At 73.0% G+C, this 15,919-nt stretch carries 13 protein-coding genes; 4 read left to right on the top strand and 9 right to left on the bottom strand.

All coding sequences use genetic code 11. The features are described 5' to 3' along the window. Positions 1–64 precede the first annotated feature (64 nt). On the bottom strand, positions 65–1,171 hold the full coding sequence (dapE, locus tag KMZ30_RS00345; RefSeq protein WP_215513795.1) for a succinyl-diaminopimelate desuccinylase: 1,107 nt from the start codon (positions 1,169–1,171) through the stop codon (positions 65–67). 69 nt (positions 1,172–1,240) lie between these two features. Here dapE and dapD point away from each other — a divergent pair, with 69 nt between their 5' ends. Both dapD and KMZ30_RS00335 read left to right on the top strand, forming a co-directional pair. Beyond that, the gene (dapD, locus tag KMZ30_RS00340; protein WP_215513796.1) at positions 1,241–2,164 is read left to right on the top strand and encodes a 2,3,4,5-tetrahydropyridine-2,6-dicarboxylate N-succinyltransferase; all 924 of its coding nucleotides are present in this window, start codon (positions 1,241–1,243) and stop codon (positions 2,162–2,164) included. A gap of 56 nt (positions 2,165–2,220) precedes the next feature. After that, positions 2,221–3,108, top strand: a complete 888-nt coding sequence (locus KMZ30_RS00335; protein ID WP_215513797.1) for a hypothetical protein — start codon at positions 2,221–2,223, stop codon at positions 3,106–3,108. A 74-nt stretch (positions 3,109–3,182) separates the two neighbouring features. On the opposite strand, the gene KMZ30_RS00330 is transcribed toward KMZ30_RS00335, so the two are convergent. The 3 genes from KMZ30_RS00330 to fdxA form a co-directional block, all read right to left on the bottom strand. Then, positions 3,183–4,469, bottom strand: a complete 1,287-nt coding sequence (locus KMZ30_RS00330; RefSeq protein ID WP_215513798.1) for a citrate synthase — start codon at positions 4,467–4,469, stop codon at positions 3,183–3,185. Between the two features lie 88 nt (positions 4,470–4,557). Next, entirely contained in the window at positions 4,558–5,718 is a 1,161-nt protein-coding gene (gene dapC / locus KMZ30_RS00325; RefSeq protein WP_215513799.1) for a succinyldiaminopimelate transaminase, read from the bottom strand. A 4-nt stretch (positions 5,719–5,722) separates the two neighbouring features. After that, entirely contained in the window at positions 5,723–6,049 is a 327-nt protein-coding gene (fdxA, locus tag KMZ30_RS00320; protein WP_030529541.1) for a ferredoxin, read from the bottom strand. Between the two features lie 21 nt (positions 6,050–6,070). Between fdxA and KMZ30_RS00315 the strand changes: the two genes are divergently transcribed. Further along, positions 6,071–7,093, top strand: coding sequence for a GNAT family N-acetyltransferase (locus tag KMZ30_RS00315; protein WP_215513800.1), 1,023 nt, complete (start codon positions 6,071–6,073; stop codon positions 7,091–7,093). A gap of 15 nt (positions 7,094–7,108) precedes the next feature. On the opposite strand, the gene KMZ30_RS00310 is transcribed toward KMZ30_RS00315, so the two are convergent. The 5 genes from KMZ30_RS00310 to typA are packed head-to-tail and all read right to left on the bottom strand — an operon-like array spanning position 7,109 to position 13,945. Further along, positions 7,109–8,851, bottom strand: coding sequence for a VanW family protein (locus tag KMZ30_RS00310; RefSeq protein ID WP_215513801.1), 1,743 nt, complete (start codon positions 8,849–8,851; stop codon positions 7,109–7,111). Next, positions 8,848–9,339 carry a flavin reductase family protein gene (locus tag KMZ30_RS00305; protein ID WP_308279827.1) on the bottom strand — a complete coding sequence of 164 codons (492 nt, stop codon included), beginning with the start codon at positions 9,337–9,339 and terminating at the stop codon, positions 8,848–8,850. Before KMZ30_RS00305 ends, KMZ30_RS00310 begins: the two co-directional genes overlap by 4 nt. Beyond that, positions 9,336–10,193: a PIG-L family deacetylase gene (locus tag KMZ30_RS00300; protein WP_308279829.1), complete on the bottom strand. Its 858-nt coding sequence runs from the start codon at positions 10,191–10,193 to the stop codon at positions 9,336–9,338. Before KMZ30_RS00300 ends, KMZ30_RS00305 begins: the two co-directional genes overlap by 4 nt. Next, positions 10,190–12,040 (bottom strand): ABC transporter substrate-binding protein, encoded by a 1,851-nt coding sequence (locus KMZ30_RS00295; RefSeq protein ID WP_215513802.1) that lies wholly within the window; start codon positions 12,038–12,040, stop codon positions 10,190–10,192. The genes KMZ30_RS00300 and KMZ30_RS00295 overlap by 4 nt, the downstream gene beginning before the upstream one ends. A 9-nt stretch (positions 12,041–12,049) precedes the next feature. Beyond that, positions 12,050–13,945, bottom strand: a complete 1,896-nt coding sequence (gene typA, locus KMZ30_RS00290; protein WP_215513803.1) for a translational GTPase TypA — start codon at positions 13,943–13,945, stop codon at positions 12,050–12,052. Between the two features lie 254 nt (positions 13,946–14,199). Here typA and KMZ30_RS00285 point away from each other — a divergent pair, with 254 nt between their 5' ends. Beyond that, complete coding sequence (locus KMZ30_RS00285; protein ID WP_215513804.1) at positions 14,200–15,873, top strand: ABC transporter substrate-binding protein; 1,674 nt, start codon at positions 14,200–14,202, stop codon at positions 15,871–15,873. Positions 15,874–15,919 lie beyond the last annotated feature (46 nt).

The raw sequence follows: 15,919 nt of genomic DNA, 5'->3' as shown, positions 1-15,919 counted from the left end.
GGCCCTGGTGGTAGTCGCGCTCCTGCGGCTGCTCGGGGGTCTCCACGGCGTCAGCCTAGGTGGCTCACCCGTCCGACCCGCGCAGCCAGCGCAGCAGGGCGGCCTCGCACGCGTCGTACTGCGCGACCGGGCACTGCTCGTCGTCCATGTGCGCGAGGTTGGGGTCCCCGGGGCCGAAGTTGACGGCCGGCACGCCCATCGCCGAGAAGCGGGCGACGTCGGTCCAGCCCTGCTTGGCGAGGACGGGCAGGTCGAGGGCCTCGACGAACGCCTTCGCCGCCGGGAGGTGCAGCCCCGGGCGCGCGCCGCCGGCGTTGTCGCCGACGCTCACCTCGAAGCCGTCGAAGACCTCCCGGACGTGCGCCTCGGCCTCCTCCGGCGACAGCGAGGGCGCGTAGCGGTAGTTGACGGTCACGACGCAGCGGTCGGGGATGACGTTGCCGGCGATGCCGCCCTCGACCTTGACGGCGTTGAGCGCCTCGGCGAACTCGAGCCCGTCGACCTCGACCGTCCGCGGCCGGTAGGCGACGAGCCGGGCCAGCACCTCGGCGGCGTCGTGGATGGCGTTGTGCCCCTTCCACGGGCGCGCCGAGTGCGCCGCGATCCCCTTGGTCGACACCTCGGCCCGCAGCGTGCCCTTGCAGCCGCCCTCGACGCGGCCGTCGGTCGGCTCGAGGAGCACGGCGAAGTCGGCGTCCTCGACGAGGTGGGGCGCCTGCTGCTCGACGTGGAGCAGCCCGTTGTACTCGCTGTCGATCTCCTCGCCCTCGTAGAAGACGTAGGTGATGTCGCGGTTCGGCTCGGTGACCTCGTGGAGGACGCGGAGCATCACGGCCACGCCGCCCTTCATGTCGACGGTGCCGCGGCCCCACAGGACCTCGCCGTCGGCGCCGGGGACGCGGCGCGTCGGCAGGTTGGCCGGGTCGCTCGTCAGCGGGACGGTGTCGAGGTGGCCGGCGAGGACGACGCGCTCCGCCCGGCCGAGGGCGGTCCGGGCGACGACGGTGTTGCCGAGGCGGGTCACCTCGAGGCGCCCGACGGCGCGCACGGCGGCCTCGACGGCGTCCGCGAGGGCCGCCTCGTCGAGGCTGACCGACGGCACGTCGCAGACCTGCGCGGTGAGGCTCGTGACGTCGAGGGAGAGGTCGAGGACGGGCGTGGGACCGGTCATGCCGACACCCTAGTGAGCGGTCGGCGGGGTCGTCCGGGGCGCCCGGGCTCCCCCCGTAGGCTGGAGCCCATGACGCGCACCGCCTGGGGCCACGGCCTCCTGACCCGCACGGCCGAGGGCACCGTCCTCGACGCCTGGTTCCCCGCCCCCGCCCTCGGCGAGCCCGACGGCTCCGAGGCCCCGCCGGAGCTGCGGGCGCTCGCGGTCGCCGACGACGTGCGCGGCGTGGCCCGCGAGACGGCGACCGTCCGGGTCGACCTGGACGCCGCCCCGGCGTCGACGCAGGACGCCTACCTGCGCCTGCACCTGCTCTCCCACCGCCTCGCCGAGCCCAACTCCCTCAACCTGGACGGGCTCTTCGGGGTGCTGCCCAACGTCGTGTGGACCACCCAGGGCCCGTGCGCCGTCGAGGGCTTCGAGACCGTCCGCGCCCGGATGCAGGCGCGCGGCCCGGTCCAGGTCCTCTCCGTCGACAAGTTCCCGCGGATGGTCGACTACGTCCTGCCCGCCGGCGTGCGCATCGGCGACGCCGACCGGGTCCGCCTCGGCGCGCACCTCGCGAGCGGCACGACGGTCATGCACGAGGGCTTCGTCAACTTCAACGCCGGCACCCTCGGCTCCTCGATGGTCGAGGGCCGGATCAGCCAGGGCGTCGTCGTCGGCGACGGCTCGGACATCGGCGGGGGCGCGTCGACGATGGGGACCCTCTCCGGCGGTGGGACGGAACGGGTGAGCATCGGCAGGCGTTGCCTGCTCGGAGCCGAGGCCGGCCTCGGCATCGCCCTCGGCGACGACTGCGTCGTCGAGGCCGGGCTCTACCTCACCGCCGGCACGAAGGTGACCCTGCCGGACGGCACGGTCACCAAGGCGCGCGAGCTGTCCGGGCAGTCGGGCCTGCTGTTCCTGCGCAACTCGGTGACGGGCACCGTCGAGGCCCGGCCGCGCGACGGGCACGGCATCGTCCTCAACTCCGCCCTCCACGCCAACGACTGACCGACCCGCACCGCCACCCGCACCCGCCACCCCAGCCAGCCGAAGGACCGCCCCCGATGCCGCGCACCCGCCAGGGCTCCGTGACCCTCGCCGAGCAGCGACGGCCCGCCCGTCGCGGCCGCCGGGTCGCCGCGGTGCTCGTGCTCGCGCTCGTCGTCGGGCTCGGGGTCGTCGGCTGGGGCGGGGTGCAGCGGCTGCTCCACGCCGTCTCGGGCGAGCAGTGCCGGGTCACCGCGGCCGGCGCCACCCACGAGTGGGCCCCGGACCAGGCGAGCAACGCCGCCGCCATCACCGCCATCGCCGTCAAGCGCGGGCTGCCGCCGCGGGCCGCCTCCATCGCCATCGCGACGGCGATGCAGGAGTCCAAGGTGCGCAACGTGCGCTTCGGCGACCGCGACTCGCTCGGGCTCTTCCAGCAGCGGCCCTCGCAGGGCTGGGGCTCGGCCGAGCAGATCCTCGACCCCGAGTACTCGACGAACAAGTTCTACGACGCGCTCGAGAAGGTCGACGGCTACACCTCGATGGAGATCGCCGTCGCCGCCCAGGAGGTGCAGCGCTCGGCCGCCGGGTCGGCCTACGCGCAGCACGAGGAGAAGGCGCGGGCGACGGCCTCGGTGCTCTCCGGCCAGACGGCGCAGGGCATCGGCTGCGCGCTGCGGGCCCCCGAGGGCGTCGGTGACGCCGACGCGCTCGTCGCCCTCGTGAAGAAGGACTTCGGCCTGACCGCCACCCGGCGCGACGGGACGGTGCGGGTGCGCACCGGCTCCTCCCAGGAGGCCTGGGCGGTCGGCTCGTGGGCCGTCGCCCGCGCGACCGACACCGGCGCCACGCAGGTCAGCACCCACGGCCTGCGCTGGGACCGCTCGATGGACGACTCCGCGTTCACGTGGAGCGACGGGGGCGGCGCCGGCGACCGCGAGGTCGTCATCCGGCTCGCCGCCTGAGCGGACGTCCACGGACGCACGACGGCCCGGCACCCGCGAGGGGTACCGGGCCGTCGGGTGCGACGCGCGGTCGGTCAGCGCTGGTCGAGCGGCACGTAGGACCGCTCGCCCTCGCCGATGTAGACCTGCCGCGGGCGGCCGATCTTCAGCGCCGGGTCGGCGATCATCTCGCGCCACTGGGCGATCCAGCCCGGCAGGCGGCCGAGGGCGAACAGGACGGTGAACATCCGCGTCGGGAAGCCCATCGACTTGTAGATCAGGCCGGTGTAGAAGTCGACGTTCGGGTAGAGCTTGCGCTCGACGAAGTAGTCGTCGGCCAGCGCGATCTCCTCGAGGCGCATCGCGATGTCGAGCAGCCGGTCGTTGCCGCCGGTCTTCGCGAGGATGCTGTGGGCGGTGTCCTTGATGATGGCCGCGCGCGGGTCGTAGTTCTTGTAGACCCGGTGCCCGAAGCCCATGAGGCGGACGCCGTCCTCCTTGTTCTTCACCTTCTTCATGAACTCCTCGGCGGTGTACTCGGCGCCGTCGATGCGCTCGAGCATCTCGAGGACCGCCTGGTTCGCGCCGCCGTGCAGCGGGCCGAAGAGGGCGTTGATGCCGGCCGAGACCGACGCGAAGAGGTTCGCGTGGGAGGAGCCGACGAGGCGCACCGTCGAGGTGGAGCAGTTCTGCTCGTGGTCGGCGTGCAGGACGAGGAGGAGCTCGACGGCCTTGACGATCTCGGGGTCGAGGTCGTACTGGGTCGCCGGGACGCCGAAGGTCATCCGGAGGAAGTTCTCGACGAGGCTGAGGTCGTTGTCCGGGTAGAGGAACGGCTGGCCGATCGACTTCTTGTACGCGTAGGCCGCGATGGTCGGCAGCTTGGCGAGGAGGCGGATCGTCGAGATCTCGACCTGGTCCTCGTCGAACGGGTCGAGGCTGTCCTGGTAGAAGGTCGACAGCGCCGAGACGGCGGAGGACAGCACGGGCATCGGGTGCGCGTCGCGCGGGAAGCCGCGGAAGAACCCCTTGAGGTCCTCGTGGAGCATCGTGTGCTCGCGGATGCGGTCCTCGAACTGGGTGAGCTCGGTCGGGGTCGGCAGGTTGCCGTAGATGAGCAGGTACGAGGTCTCGAGGAAGGTCGAGCTCTTCGCGAGCTGCTCGATGGGGTAGCCGCGGTAGCGGAGGATGCCGGCGTCGCCGTCGATGTAGGTGATGGCGCTGGAGCAGCTGGCGGTGTTCGTGAACCCTGCGTCGAGGGTGACGTTCCCCGTCTCCTTGAGCAGCTTCGAGATGTCGTAGCCGCTGTTGCCCTCCGTCGCGGGGACGAGGGGGAGGTCGAGCTGCGTGCCCGCGGCGTGGAGGGTTGCTCCGTCGGTCATGTCGCGATCCTTGGGTTCGATGGGCGTTGGGCGTCCTTTCGACCCTACCCGCCGGTCACCGGTGGAAAAAACGGGGGCGGCGTGAGATTCACCGCCCCGGTCGGGCGAGGCGCCGGGCGGCGGCCCCGATGCGCTCGTCGGTCGCGGTGAGCGCGATGCGCACGTGCTCGCGGCCGGCGGGCCCGTAGAAGTCCCCGGGGGCCACGAGCACGCCCCGGTCGGCGAGGCGGTCGAGGGTGGTCCGGGAGTCCTCGCCCGCGGTGGCCCAGAGGTAGAGCCCGGCCTCGGAGTCGTCGACGCGCAGGCCGAAGGCCTCGACCGCCGGCCGCAGCACCGCGCGCCGGGCGGCGTAGCGCGCCTTCTGCTCCTCGACGTGGCCGGCGTCGGACAGGGCCGCCACGAGCGCCCGCTGGACGGGCCACGGGACGATCATCCCGGCGTGCTTGCGGACCTCGAGCAGCTGCCGGACGAGGGCGGGGTCGCCGGCCACGAACGCGGCCCGGTAGCCGGCGAGGTTCGACTGCTTCGAGAGCGAGTAGACGGCCAGGAGCCCCTCGTGGGAGCCGCCGCAGACGCGCGGGTCGAGGATCGAGGGCGTGGTGGGCGGTTCGGCGGAACCCTCCTCTCGCGGACGCCAGTCCAGCTCGGCGTAGCACTCGTCGGACGCGACGACGACGCCGTGCAGTCGGGCCCAGTCGACGACCTTGCGCAGGTGCTCGACCCCGAGGACCTTGCCCGTCGGGTTGCCGGGGGTGTTGAGCCACAGCAGCCTCGGCGTGGTCGCAGGGGTGAGCGGCCCCAGCGCGGTGAGCGCGTCGACGGCCATCGGGACGGCGCGGGCCAGCCGGGCACCGACGTCGTAGGTGGGGTAGGCGACGCGAGGGAAGCCGACGACGTCGCCGTCACCGAGACCGAGGAGCGTCGGCAGCCACGCGACGAGCTCCTTGGAGCCGATCGTCGGCAGGACACCGGCGGGGTCGACGTCCGGGACCCCGCGCCGCGACGCGAACCAAGCGGCCACGACCTCGCGCAGGTCCGGCGTGCCGTAGGTCTGCGGGTAGCCGGGGGCGTCCGCCGCCTCGGCGAGCGCCCGCTGCACGAGCCCGGGGGTCGGGTCGACCGGGGTGCCGACCGACAGGTCGACGAGGCCGCGCCCCGCGTCGGGCCCGAGGTCGGGGTCGGAAAAGGCGCTCGCCCGCTCCTTGGCCGGAGCGAGCGAGTCCCAGGGGAAGTCGGGGAGGGTCAGCACCCCGTCACTCGTCGTGCTCCTGCGGGGGCAGGTCGGCGATGATCGGGTGGTCCTTGGCGATGACGCCGAGCTTGGCCGCGCCGCCGGGGCTGCCGAGGTCGTCGAAGAACTCGACGTTCGCCTTGTAGTAGTCGGCCCACTGCTCGGGGACGTCGTCCTCGTAGTAGATCGCCTCGACCGGGCAGACCGGCTCGCACGCACCGCAGTCGACGCACTCGTCGGGGTGGATGTAGAGGCTGCGCTCGCCCTCGTAGATGCAGTCGACGGGGCACTCCTCGATGCAGGCCTTGTCCTTCAGGTCCACACAGGGCTGCGCGATCACGTACGTCATGCCGCCCATACTATTCACGGCATGAGCACCCCGGAGGGCGGCCCGCCGCCGCACTCCCCCGCCGTCCCGCCGGTCGGGACGCGCGTCGTCGTGCGGCACCGGCTCCCGGCCCCCGACCCGCGGACGGGCGCCACGCTCACCGACGTGGTCGGCGACCTCGTCCTCGCCGACGCCGCGCACCTCCTCGTCCGCACGCGCCGCGGCGAGGTCGCCGTCCCGCGGCCGTCGGTCACCGTCGTCAAGGAGGTGCCGCCGCGCCCCTCCCGGAGGGGCGCGCCGCACCTCGCGCTCTCGGTGGAGGACCTCGAGCGCGTCATGGTCGGGGCGTGGCCGGCACCCGAGACGGAGCACCTCGGCGACTGGCTGCTGCGGGCCGCCGGCGGCTTCACGCACCGTGCGAACTCGGTTCTCGCGGTGGGCAACCCGGGCACGACGCTCGAGGCGGCGCTCGACGCGGCGGAGGACTGGTACGCCGCCCGCGGGCTGGCGCCGATGCTGACGCTCGCCGGACCCGCCGGCTTCCGGACGTCCGAGGACGCGCTCGGCCGCCTCCTGATCGCGCGCGGGTACGCCCCCCGGGTGGCGACGAGCGCCCTCACCGCGGGCGTCGACGGCGTGCTCGCCGCGCTGCCCGCCCGCCCCTCCCCCGGCGTCTCGGTCGCGACCTCGACGAGCCTGTCGGACAGCTGGTTCGCCGCGTACCGCGGGTACCGGGAGGCCCCGGAGGGCCCGGCCCGGGCGGTCCTCACCGGGTCGCCGGACCAGGTGTTCGCGAGCGCCGAGGACGACGAGGGCGTGCTCGGGGTCGGTCGGCTGGGCGTCGCGTCGGCGTGGGGCGGCGTCGCGGCGATGTTCGTGGAGCCGCGGGCGCGCCGGCGCGGGGTCGCGTCGGCCCTGCTGCGACGGCTCGCGGCCGAGGCCGCCGACCGGGGCGTCCGCTCGCTGCACCTGCAGACCGACACCGACAACACGGCCGCGCAGTCGCTCTACCGGCGGGCCGGGTTCGTCGTGCACCACGAGTACACGACCCTGCGCCGCCCCTGACGCGCGGCCTCCGGATCAGGAGGTCGTGCCGGTGCAGGTCACGTCGTCCTCGGGCACGTAGGACGTCGTGAACGAGGCCGTGCGGACGACCTTGCCCTTCTCCTTGAAGATGCGGCCGATGTCGACCTTGAAGCCGGGCACGGGGCTCTGCGGCTTGCACGTCGGGCTGTCGTCGCGCACGACCTTCGGCTGCACGATGTCGTAGCGCGCGCTCTTCGTCGCCTCGACGTCGTACTTCTTGGTGCCCCAGTAGGTGACCGTGATCGAGGTGTCGGTCGTCGAGACGTCCATGAGGATGCCGCCGTCGAGGGTGTTCGTGAACTTGTTGTGCAGGTCCGGCCACGAGATCGTCGCCTCGCGCCCCTCGGGGTAGCGCGAGATGTAGAACGAGTGCGCCTGCCACGCGTCGAGCCGCACCCCGGCGAAGAACGACGCGTTGAAGATCGTCGTCGAGACCTGCGAGATGCCGCCGCCGTAGCTCTCCGAGAGCCGGTTGTTGAGGATGATGCCGGCCTTGACGTAGCCCTTGTCGGGCGTGCGCTCGCCGAGGACCCCGTTCATGCTGAACTGCTCCCCCGGCGGGACGTAGGTGCCGTCGATGAGGCGGGCGGCGTTCTTGATGTTGGTGACGCGCGGCGCCCCGGCCTCGAAGTAGGTCGTGAAGCTCGAGACCTTCTCCTTCGGGAGCGTCTTCCTCGCCACCGCGGTGGTGAAGTCCGGCTGCACCTCCTTCGTCGTCACCGTGGCGGTCCTCGACGCCGTCGAGAAGGCGGTCCAGACGGCGGCGCTGATCGAGGCGTCGTCGAGCTCGCTGCCGGGGACCGAGTCGCGCACCCGGGGCCGGCGCCAGTCGTTGCCGGCGAAGGTGACGACCGCGTCCTTCGGCTCGACCTCGACCTTCGCCTCCTGCGCGGCCTCGTGGACGATGCGCCGCAGCTTCGCGTCGTCGGCCCGCGGCGTGATGGTGCCGTCCTCCGCGGGGGTGAGCACGGCGGCGGGCGCGAGCTGCCGGGCGGACAGCTCGAAGGACTTCTCCCCGACCCGCACGGTGACGGGCCCGGACACGGCGACCCGCGCGAACTCGTCGCGGACGCGCTCGAGCTCGCGGGCGGCGACCTTCGGGGCCCGGACGTCGCCGACGACGGCCACGGTGTTGCTCCCGGGCCAGGCGCGGCGCACCGCCGCGGCCGTGCGCGCCACGTCGGTCTCGACGCCGGGGACGGGCGCCTTGTGGGCGACCTTGCCGCCGCTGATCGAGACCCGGCCCTCGACGGCCTTCGCGTCGAGCTCGTCGCGCACGTCCTCGACGGCCCGCCCGAAGGCCGCGTCGTCGACCCGCACGACGGCCGGGCGCTCGCCCCCGCCGGCCACGTGCCGCCACAGGTCGGCGGGCGACAGGCTGAAGCCGACGAGCCCCTCGACGGTGGCCGGGACGTCGACCGAGAGCCCGGCGTCGGCCGGCGTCAGGGCCGCCTCGCCGGCGGGCGAGGTGAGCGTCAGCCGCTCCTGCGCGGCGCCCCCGAGCCGTCGGTCCAGCGTGGCCCGGGCAGCGGCGGCGTCCTGGCCGCCCACGTCGACCCCCGCGACGGTCGTGCCGCGGGCGACGCGGTCCCCGGCCCAGGCGGCGGTGGCGCCGTACAGCACCGCCGCGAGGGCGAGGACCCCACCGACGACGAAGGGCCAGCGGCGCCGGCCCGGCGCGGGGTCCTCCCACGCGGGCTCGTCCCACGTCTCGTGCCGAAGCAGGTCGTCGGTCATGCGATGCTCCCGTAGCGGCCGCGGTAGTGGACGAGGGCGGGCCCGACGGTGTCGGGGATCTCGAGGCCGAGGACCTCGCCGACGACGATGACGTGGTCCCCGGCGGGGTGGACGGCGGTGGTGCGGCACTCCAGCGTCGTCAGGGCCCCGTCGACGAGCGGTACACCGGTCTGCGGCCCCCGGTGGTGCGGCGCCCGGTCGAGCTGACCGTGCAGCGGACGCCCCCGGGTGGCGAACCAGTCCGAGAGGGGCCGCTGGTCGACCCCGAGCACGCTGACCCCCCAGACGCCGGCGTCGACGACGGCGTCGTGGAAGCGGCTCTCGGTCTCGACGCAGACGAGGACCAGCAGCGGGTCGAGCGACACGGAGGTGACGGTGTCGGCGGTCATCGCGTGGTCGTGGCCGCCCTGGCTCGTCGTGATGATGCTGACGCCCTGGGCCATCCGGCCCATCGCCTGCCGGAAGACGGCCTCGTCGGGGGCGCTCACGACGCCTCCCCCACCGGACGGCCCGTGGCGAGGTCGAGGCGCGCGTAGCCCTCGCGACCGGCGAGCCGGAAGACGTGCCGGTTCGAGAGCGCGTACCAGCCGGGGCCGACGACGACCTGGGTCTCGTGGGCCCGCAGGGCCTGCTCCTGGGCCGGCACGACCGAGGGGTCGACGACGGCCCGGGTGACGACCTCGTCGGGGACGACGTCCCCGGCGTACTCGCTCGTCGCGTCCGGCACGACCCAGCCCTCACCCGCGGGGACGTGCGCCGTCAGCCACGCGTGGTCCTGCGTCGCCCAGGACAGCGGGGTGAGCACCGCGAGCAGCGGGACCTCGGCGGAGGCCGTGCGCACGGCCTCCCGGGTCGCCTGGTGGGTGCGGACGTGGTCGGGGTGGCCGTAGCCGCCCCCGGCGTCGTAGGTGACGACGACGTCGGGGTCCAGGCGCCGGACCACCTCGGCCACGGCGGCCGCGGCGACCGGCAGCGGCACCCCCGCCCAGGCGCGGGGGTCGGCCGCGGCGCGCGAGCCGACCATGCCCGAGTCCCGGAACGCCCCGTCCGCGTCCTCGAGGAGGTGGTGGGTGACCCCGAGGACCGCCATCGCGCGGTGCAGCTCGGCACGGCGGTGGGCGGCGAGCGCGGGCCCGTCGCCCTCGAGGTGCGCGAGCGCGGGCGGGATGACCTCGCCCTCCTCACCGAGCGTGCACGTGAGGACGTGGACGTCGTCGCCGCGGGCCGCGTGGTGGGCGAGCGCGACCCCGGTCGTCAGGGTCTCGTCGTCGGGGTGGGCGTGGACGAAGAGCATCCGCGCCGGCCTCCCCCCGAGGTCGAGCCCGTCGAGCAGGTCCCTCACGGCGCCACCGCGATGTCGGCGAGCTCGACGACGCCGCCGAGCACCGCGTTGGCCGAGAGGTTGCGCACGTCGCTGCCGGCGACGTAGAGCGCCCGGCGCTCGGCGAGGCCGATGTAGGCGCCCTGCTGGAGCAGGCGCCGGTCGACGTCGGCCCAGCCGCGCTCACGCGCGGTGCGGTCGGCGACGGTCGAGGTCTTCGTCATCTGCTCGTCGAGCCGACGGTCGCTGAAGTACCCGTAGTCGCGGCCCGGCCCCGCGTCGGTGAGGTTGATCGTGCTGTCGAACAGCGGCGGGAGGACCGTCGAGCCCGACGGCCAGGCCGGCGCCCAGTTCGACCAGAAGAGGTCGTAGTCGTCGGCCGCGGACTTCTGCGCGATCGTCGAGAAGTAGTCCTCGGTGATCGGCTCGACGGTCGGCGCGAAACCGCCCTGCCGCCAGCCGGCGACGAGGGCCGCGATCGCCTTGTCGGCGGTCGGGTCGGAGCGGTAGGCGAGGGTGAACTCGACCGGCTCGTCCACCCCGGCCTCCGCGAGCAGGGCCTTGGCCCGGGCGGGGTCGCCGCGCAGGCCGGTGCCGACCGGGTCGTCGTCGTGCGCCGACGGCAGGGCGCTCGGCAGGAGCGACAGCGACGGCCGCGCCGCGGTCGCCCCGCCGATGGCGGTCACGTACGCGTCGCGGTTCGTCGCCGCCGCGAGGGCCAGCCGGACCTTCTCGTCCTCGAAGACGGCGCTCTCGACGTTGGGGACGAGGTAGTCGACGACACCGGTCAGCGGGTTGACCGAGCGCTCGTCGAGGCTCTGCACCGCCGTCACCTGCTGCTGGATGGCCGGGGGCACCGAGGCGAGCGCCACCGAGGCGCGGCCGGCGGCGTTGTCGGCCGTCACCTGCTGCGCGACGGCCTCGCTGTCGAGCCCCTCCTGGTACCGGATCTGGTCGGGGTAGGCCTTGCGGACCGGGTCGCTCGCCGCCGACCAGTGGGGGTTGCGGACGAAGAGACCGCCGCGGCCGGGCTCCCACGCCCCGCGCAGCATGTACGGCCCGCTGCTGAAGACGTCGTAGGTGCCGTCGCCACGCCGGTCCGAGGAGCGCTTGACCGGGCCGAACGCCGGCTGCGAGAGCATCTCGGCGAAGTCGCCGACCGGGGTGCTCAGCGTGAAGGTGATCTGGCGGTCGTCGCAGGTGACCGCCTTGTCGAAGGCGGCCTGCCCGGCCTTGGCGGCCGAGCCGGAGCCGTAGGGCCCGTCGTAGGTGCTCGTGCCGTCGGCCTCGCGCGGGATGGCGAGCACGGCCAGCGCGTCGGTCGGCCCACCCGTCACCTCGTCGGTCGCGAAGGTGCGCGAGATGCCGTAGGCGACGTCCTCGCAGGTCAGCTCGCTGCCGTCCTGCCAGGTGAGGCCGTCGCGGAGGGTGAAGGACCAGGTCTTGAGGTCCTTGCTCGCGGTGCCGGTGTCGGTCGCGAGGTCCCCGACGAGGCGCGACTGCTGCTTCGGGTCGGTGCTCGGCGCGTACGCGGTGAGGGTGCGGGCGAACACCCGCCCGGCGAACGCCATGTCGGCGCGGGAGGCGATGCGCTGCGGGTCCCACGAGGGCACCGGTCCCAGCGACAGCGCGCTGAGGGTGCCGCCGCGCGTCTCGACCCGGTCGCCGACCGCCGAGGTCGGCAGCGTGTCGGACCCGGTGCCGTCGCCGCGCTGGCGGGCCACGACGACCCCCGCCGCGACGACGGCCGCGACGACGATGAGGACCAGCCCCACGACGAGGCGCGTCGGACGACGCCGGCCGGCCCGCCGCCGCGCGCTGCGCGAGACGGCGGCCGGCTCGGCCCTGCGGTCGCTCCTGCTCGTCATGCCCGGCGGTCAGCTCCTCCTGGCGCGGGCCGCGGCGCGGGCGCGCAGGGTCTGGTCGAGCTCCACCTTCCGGATGCGGACGGCCTCGGGGGTCACCTCGACGCACTCGTCCTCGCGGCAGAACTCGAGGGACTGCTCGAGCGAGAGGGCGCGCGGCGGCGCGAGCCGCTCGAGGACGTCGGCACCGGCGGAGCGCACGTTGGTGAGCTTCTTCTCCTTGGTGATGTTGACGTCCATGTCGTCGGCCCGCGAGTTCTCGCCGACGATCATGCCCTCGTAGACCTCGGTGGTCGGCGGGATGAAGAGGGTCCCGCGTTCCTGGAGGTTCATCATCGCGTAGGCGGTCGCCGGTCCCGAGCGGTCCGAGACGAGCGAGCCGCTGATGCGGGTCGTGATCTCGCCGAGCCAGGGCTCGTAGCCCTCGAAGACGTGGTTGGCGATGCCGGTGCCGCGGGTGTCGGTGAGGAACTGCGTCCGGAAGCCGATGAGGCCGCGCGAGGGCACGAGGTACTCCATCCGGACCCAGCCGGTGCCGTGGTTGGTCATCTGCTCCATGCGGCCCTTGCGGGCGGCGAGCAGCTGGGTGATCGAGCCGAGGTACTCCTCGGGGGTGTCGATGGTCAGGCGCTCGACCGGCTCCTGGACCTTGCCGTCGACCTCGCGGGTGACGACGACCGGCTTGCCGACGGTCAGCTCGTAGCCCTCGCGGCGCATCTGCTCGACGAGGATGGCGAGCGCGAGCTCGCCGCGGCCCTGGACCTCCCACGCGTCGGGGCGCTCGGTCGGCAGGACGCGCATCGAGACGTTGCCGATGAGCTCGCGGTCGAGGCGGTCCTTGACCAGGCGCGCGGTGACCTTGGCGCCCTTGACGCGGCCGGCCATGGGGCTGGTGTTGATGCCGATCGTCATCGAGATGGCCGGCTCGTCGACCGTGATGAGCGGCAGCGGCCGCGGGTCGTCGAGGTCGGCGAGGGTCTCGCCGATGGTGATCTCGGGGATGCCGGCGACGGCGATGATGTCGCCCGGGCCGGCGGACTCCGCGGAGCGGCGCTCGAGCGCCTCGGTCATGAGCAGCTCGGTGATCTTCACCGGGACGGTCGAGCCGTCACGGCGGCACCAGGCGACCTGCTGGCCCTTGCGGATCGTGCCGTTGTGCACGCGCAGGAGCGCGAGGCGGCCGAGGAAGTTCGAGGCGTCGAGGTTGGTGACGTGCGCCTGGAGCGGTGCCTCGTCGTCGTACGACGGCGCCGGGATCGTCTCGATGATCGTCCGGAACAGCGCCTCGAGGTCCTCGTCCTCGGGCAGGCCGCCGTCGGCCGGGCGGGTCAGCGACGCGCGGCCGGCCTTGGCCGAGGCGTAGACGACCGGGAAGTCGAGCTGGTCCTGGTGGTGCTCGGCGTCGACGAGGAGGTCCATGAAGAGCTCGTAGACCTCGTCGACGACCTCGGCGATGCGGGCGTCGGGGCGGTCGACCTTGTTGATGCACAGGACGACGGGCATCTGCGCGGCGAGCGCCTTGCGCAGCACGAAGCGGGTCTGGGGCAGCGGGCCCTCGGAGGCGTCGACGAGCAGGACGACGCCGTCGACCATCGACAGGCCGCGCTCGACCTCGCCACCGAAGTCGGCGTGGCCGGGGGTGTCGATGATGTTGATCGTCATGCCGTCGGTGATCCCGGCGTCGACGGCGGCCGGGCCGGCGTAGCGGACGGCGGTGTTCTTCGCGAGGATCGTGATGCCCTTCTCGCGCTCGAGGTCACCGCTGTCCATGGCGCGCTCGTCGACGTGCTGGTGCTCGCCGAAGGCTCCGGACTGCCACAGCATCTTGTCGACGAGCGTGGTCTTTCCGTGGTCGACGTGCGCGACGATGGCGACGTTACGGAGGTCGTCGCGGCGGGAGGCAGACATGCCCACCAGTCTCTCAGGTCTTGCGCCAGCGACCGAATCGGCGTAGTGGCGCGGGCGCGGGGCCGGCCGAAAGGTCTGCGTCACGGATTCGGTCTCACTTGGGTAACCACTCGCGTCGGGCCGTTCCCCCCGCGCAATTTGCTGGCTAGGGTCCGTGCAACCGCGAGGGGCCGGACGACCGGTGCCCGCGCGGGACCTCGTCCGCCCGACCCGGGCGGTCCGAGCGATCGCACACCCAAGCGAGGTTCACACTGATGACACGCAAGCGCACGGCGCCTCTCGTGCTCGTGACGGCCGCCGCCCTGAGCATGACGGCGTGCGCCCAGTCCGAGCGCGACTCGGGCGGCGACAACGGCAGCTCCGGCTCGGACGTCAAGGACACGTTCACGTTCGGCGCGGCCGGGGCCCCCGACGTCTTCGACCCGCTCTACGCGACGGACGGCGAGACCTTCCGCATCACCCGCCAGATCCACTCGGGCCTGCTCGGCATCAAGCCCGGCACCGCCGACATCCAGCCGGAGCTGGCCGAGAGCTGGACCCCGTCCGAGGACGGCCTGTCCTGGACCTTCAAGCTCCGTCAGGGCGTGAAGTTCTCCGACGGGGAGCCGTTCAACGGCCAGGCGGTCTGCGACAACATGCAGCGCATGTTCGAGCAGAAGGGCGCCGGCCAGACGGCGGCCGAGTACTGGACGTACTTCTTCGGCACCTTCAGCGACGACCCGTCCGGCTCGCTCTACAAGTCGTGCGAGGCCCCCGACGAGAACACCGCGGTCATCGACGTCACCCGCACCACCTCGAGCTTCCCGACGATCCTGTCGCTCGACTCCTTCTCGATGCAGTCGCCCAAGGCCCTCAAGGACGGCGACGCCAACAACGTCCAGACCCAGGGCGAGGGCTTCACCTACCCCGAGTACTCGACGAACCCCGTCGGCATCGGCCCGTACAAGCTCTCCAAGTACGACGAGGCCAACAAGACCGTCACGCTCGTCGCCAACGAGAACTACTACGGCGAGCAGCCGAAGACCAAGACCCTCGTCTTCAAGATCATCCCCGACGAGAGCACCCGCCGCCAGGAGCTGCAGGCCGGCTCGATCGACGGCTACGACCTGCCGAACCCGGTCGACTGGAAGGGTCTGCAGGACGCCGGCAACAAGGTCGAGGTCCGCCCCGCCTTCAACATCCTCTACATGGGTCTGAACCCCGAGCGGAACCCGAAGCTCAAGGACCTCAAGGTGCGCCAGGCCATCGCCTACGCCCTCAACCGGGACCAGATGGTCAAGAGCCAGCTGCCCGAGGGCGCCAAGGTCGCCTCGCAGTTCATGCCCGACACGGTGTCCGGCTACAACACCCAGCTCCAGCCGTACCCGTACGACCCGGAGAAGGCCAAGTCCCTCCTCGCGGAGGCCGGCGCCGAGGGCATGACCCTCAAGTTCGCCTTCCCGACCGAGGTCTCGCGGCCGTACATGCCGGACCCCCAGAAGATCCACGCCGCGTTCGTCAAGGACCTCGAGGCCGTCGGCATCAAGGTCGAGCAGGTGAGCAAGCCGTGGAACGGTGGCTACCTCGACGACGTCTCGGCCAACGGCGCCTACGACGCGTGGCTGCTCGGCTGGACCGGTGACTACAACGCCGCGGACAACTTCCTCGGCACGTTCTTCAGCGACCTCAAGGGCAACGACTTCCACACGAGCGTCATGCCGTGGGGCAAGACCCTCTCCGAGGACCTCAAGAAGGACGACGCCATCGTCGACGAGGGCGAGCGCGAGGCCGCGTACCAGGACCTCAACAAGCGCATCGCCGAGGAGTACCTGCCGGGCATCCCGATCAGCCACTCCCCGCCGGCGCTCGTCACGAGCGGCAAGGTCCAGGGCCTCGTGGCCAGCCCGCTGACGGCGGAGATGTTCGACACCGTCACCGCAGGCAAGTGACCGCGCGGGGTCCCCACCCCGCGAGCACATCCGTATAGGGTCGGTG

This window comes from Phycicoccus mangrovi (assembly GCF_018729305.1).
Lineage (GTDB): Bacteria > Actinomycetota > Actinomycetes > Actinomycetales > Dermatophilaceae > Phycicoccus > Phycicoccus jejuensis.
This window is presented reverse-complemented; position numbering and strand designations above follow the sequence as displayed.

Coding starts and splice junctions, on each gene's coding strand:
- KMZ30_RS00285 (WP_215513804.1), top strand. CDS start 14,200: ATGACACGCAAGCGCACGGCGCCTCTCGTGCTCGTGACGGCCGCCGCC.
- KMZ30_RS00315 (WP_215513800.1), top strand. CDS start 6,071: ATGAGCACCCCGGAGGGCGGCCCGCCGCCGCACTCCCCCGCCGTCCCG.
- typA (WP_215513803.1), bottom strand. CDS start 13,945: ATGTCTGCCTCCCGCCGCGACGACCTCCGTAACGTCGCCATCGTCGCG.
- KMZ30_RS00330 (WP_215513798.1), bottom strand. CDS start 4,469: ATGACCGACGGAGCAACCCTCCACGCCGCGGGCACGCAGCTCGACCTC.
- dapD (WP_215513796.1), top strand. CDS start 1,241: ATGACGCGCACCGCCTGGGGCCACGGCCTCCTGACCCGCACGGCCGAG.
- fdxA (WP_030529541.1), bottom strand. CDS start 6,049: ATGACGTACGTGATCGCGCAGCCCTGTGTGGACCTGAAGGACAAGGCC.
- KMZ30_RS00295 (WP_215513802.1), bottom strand. CDS start 12,040: ATGACGAGCAGGAGCGACCGCAGGGCCGAGCCGGCCGCCGTCTCGCGC.
- dapE (WP_215513795.1), bottom strand. CDS start 1,171: ATGACCGGTCCCACGCCCGTCCTCGACCTCTCCCTCGACGTCACGAGC.
- KMZ30_RS00310 (WP_215513801.1), bottom strand. CDS start 8,851: ATGACCGACGACCTGCTTCGGCACGAGACGTGGGACGAGCCCGCGTGG.
- KMZ30_RS00335 (WP_215513797.1), top strand. CDS start 2,221: ATGCCGCGCACCCGCCAGGGCTCCGTGACCCTCGCCGAGCAGCGACGG.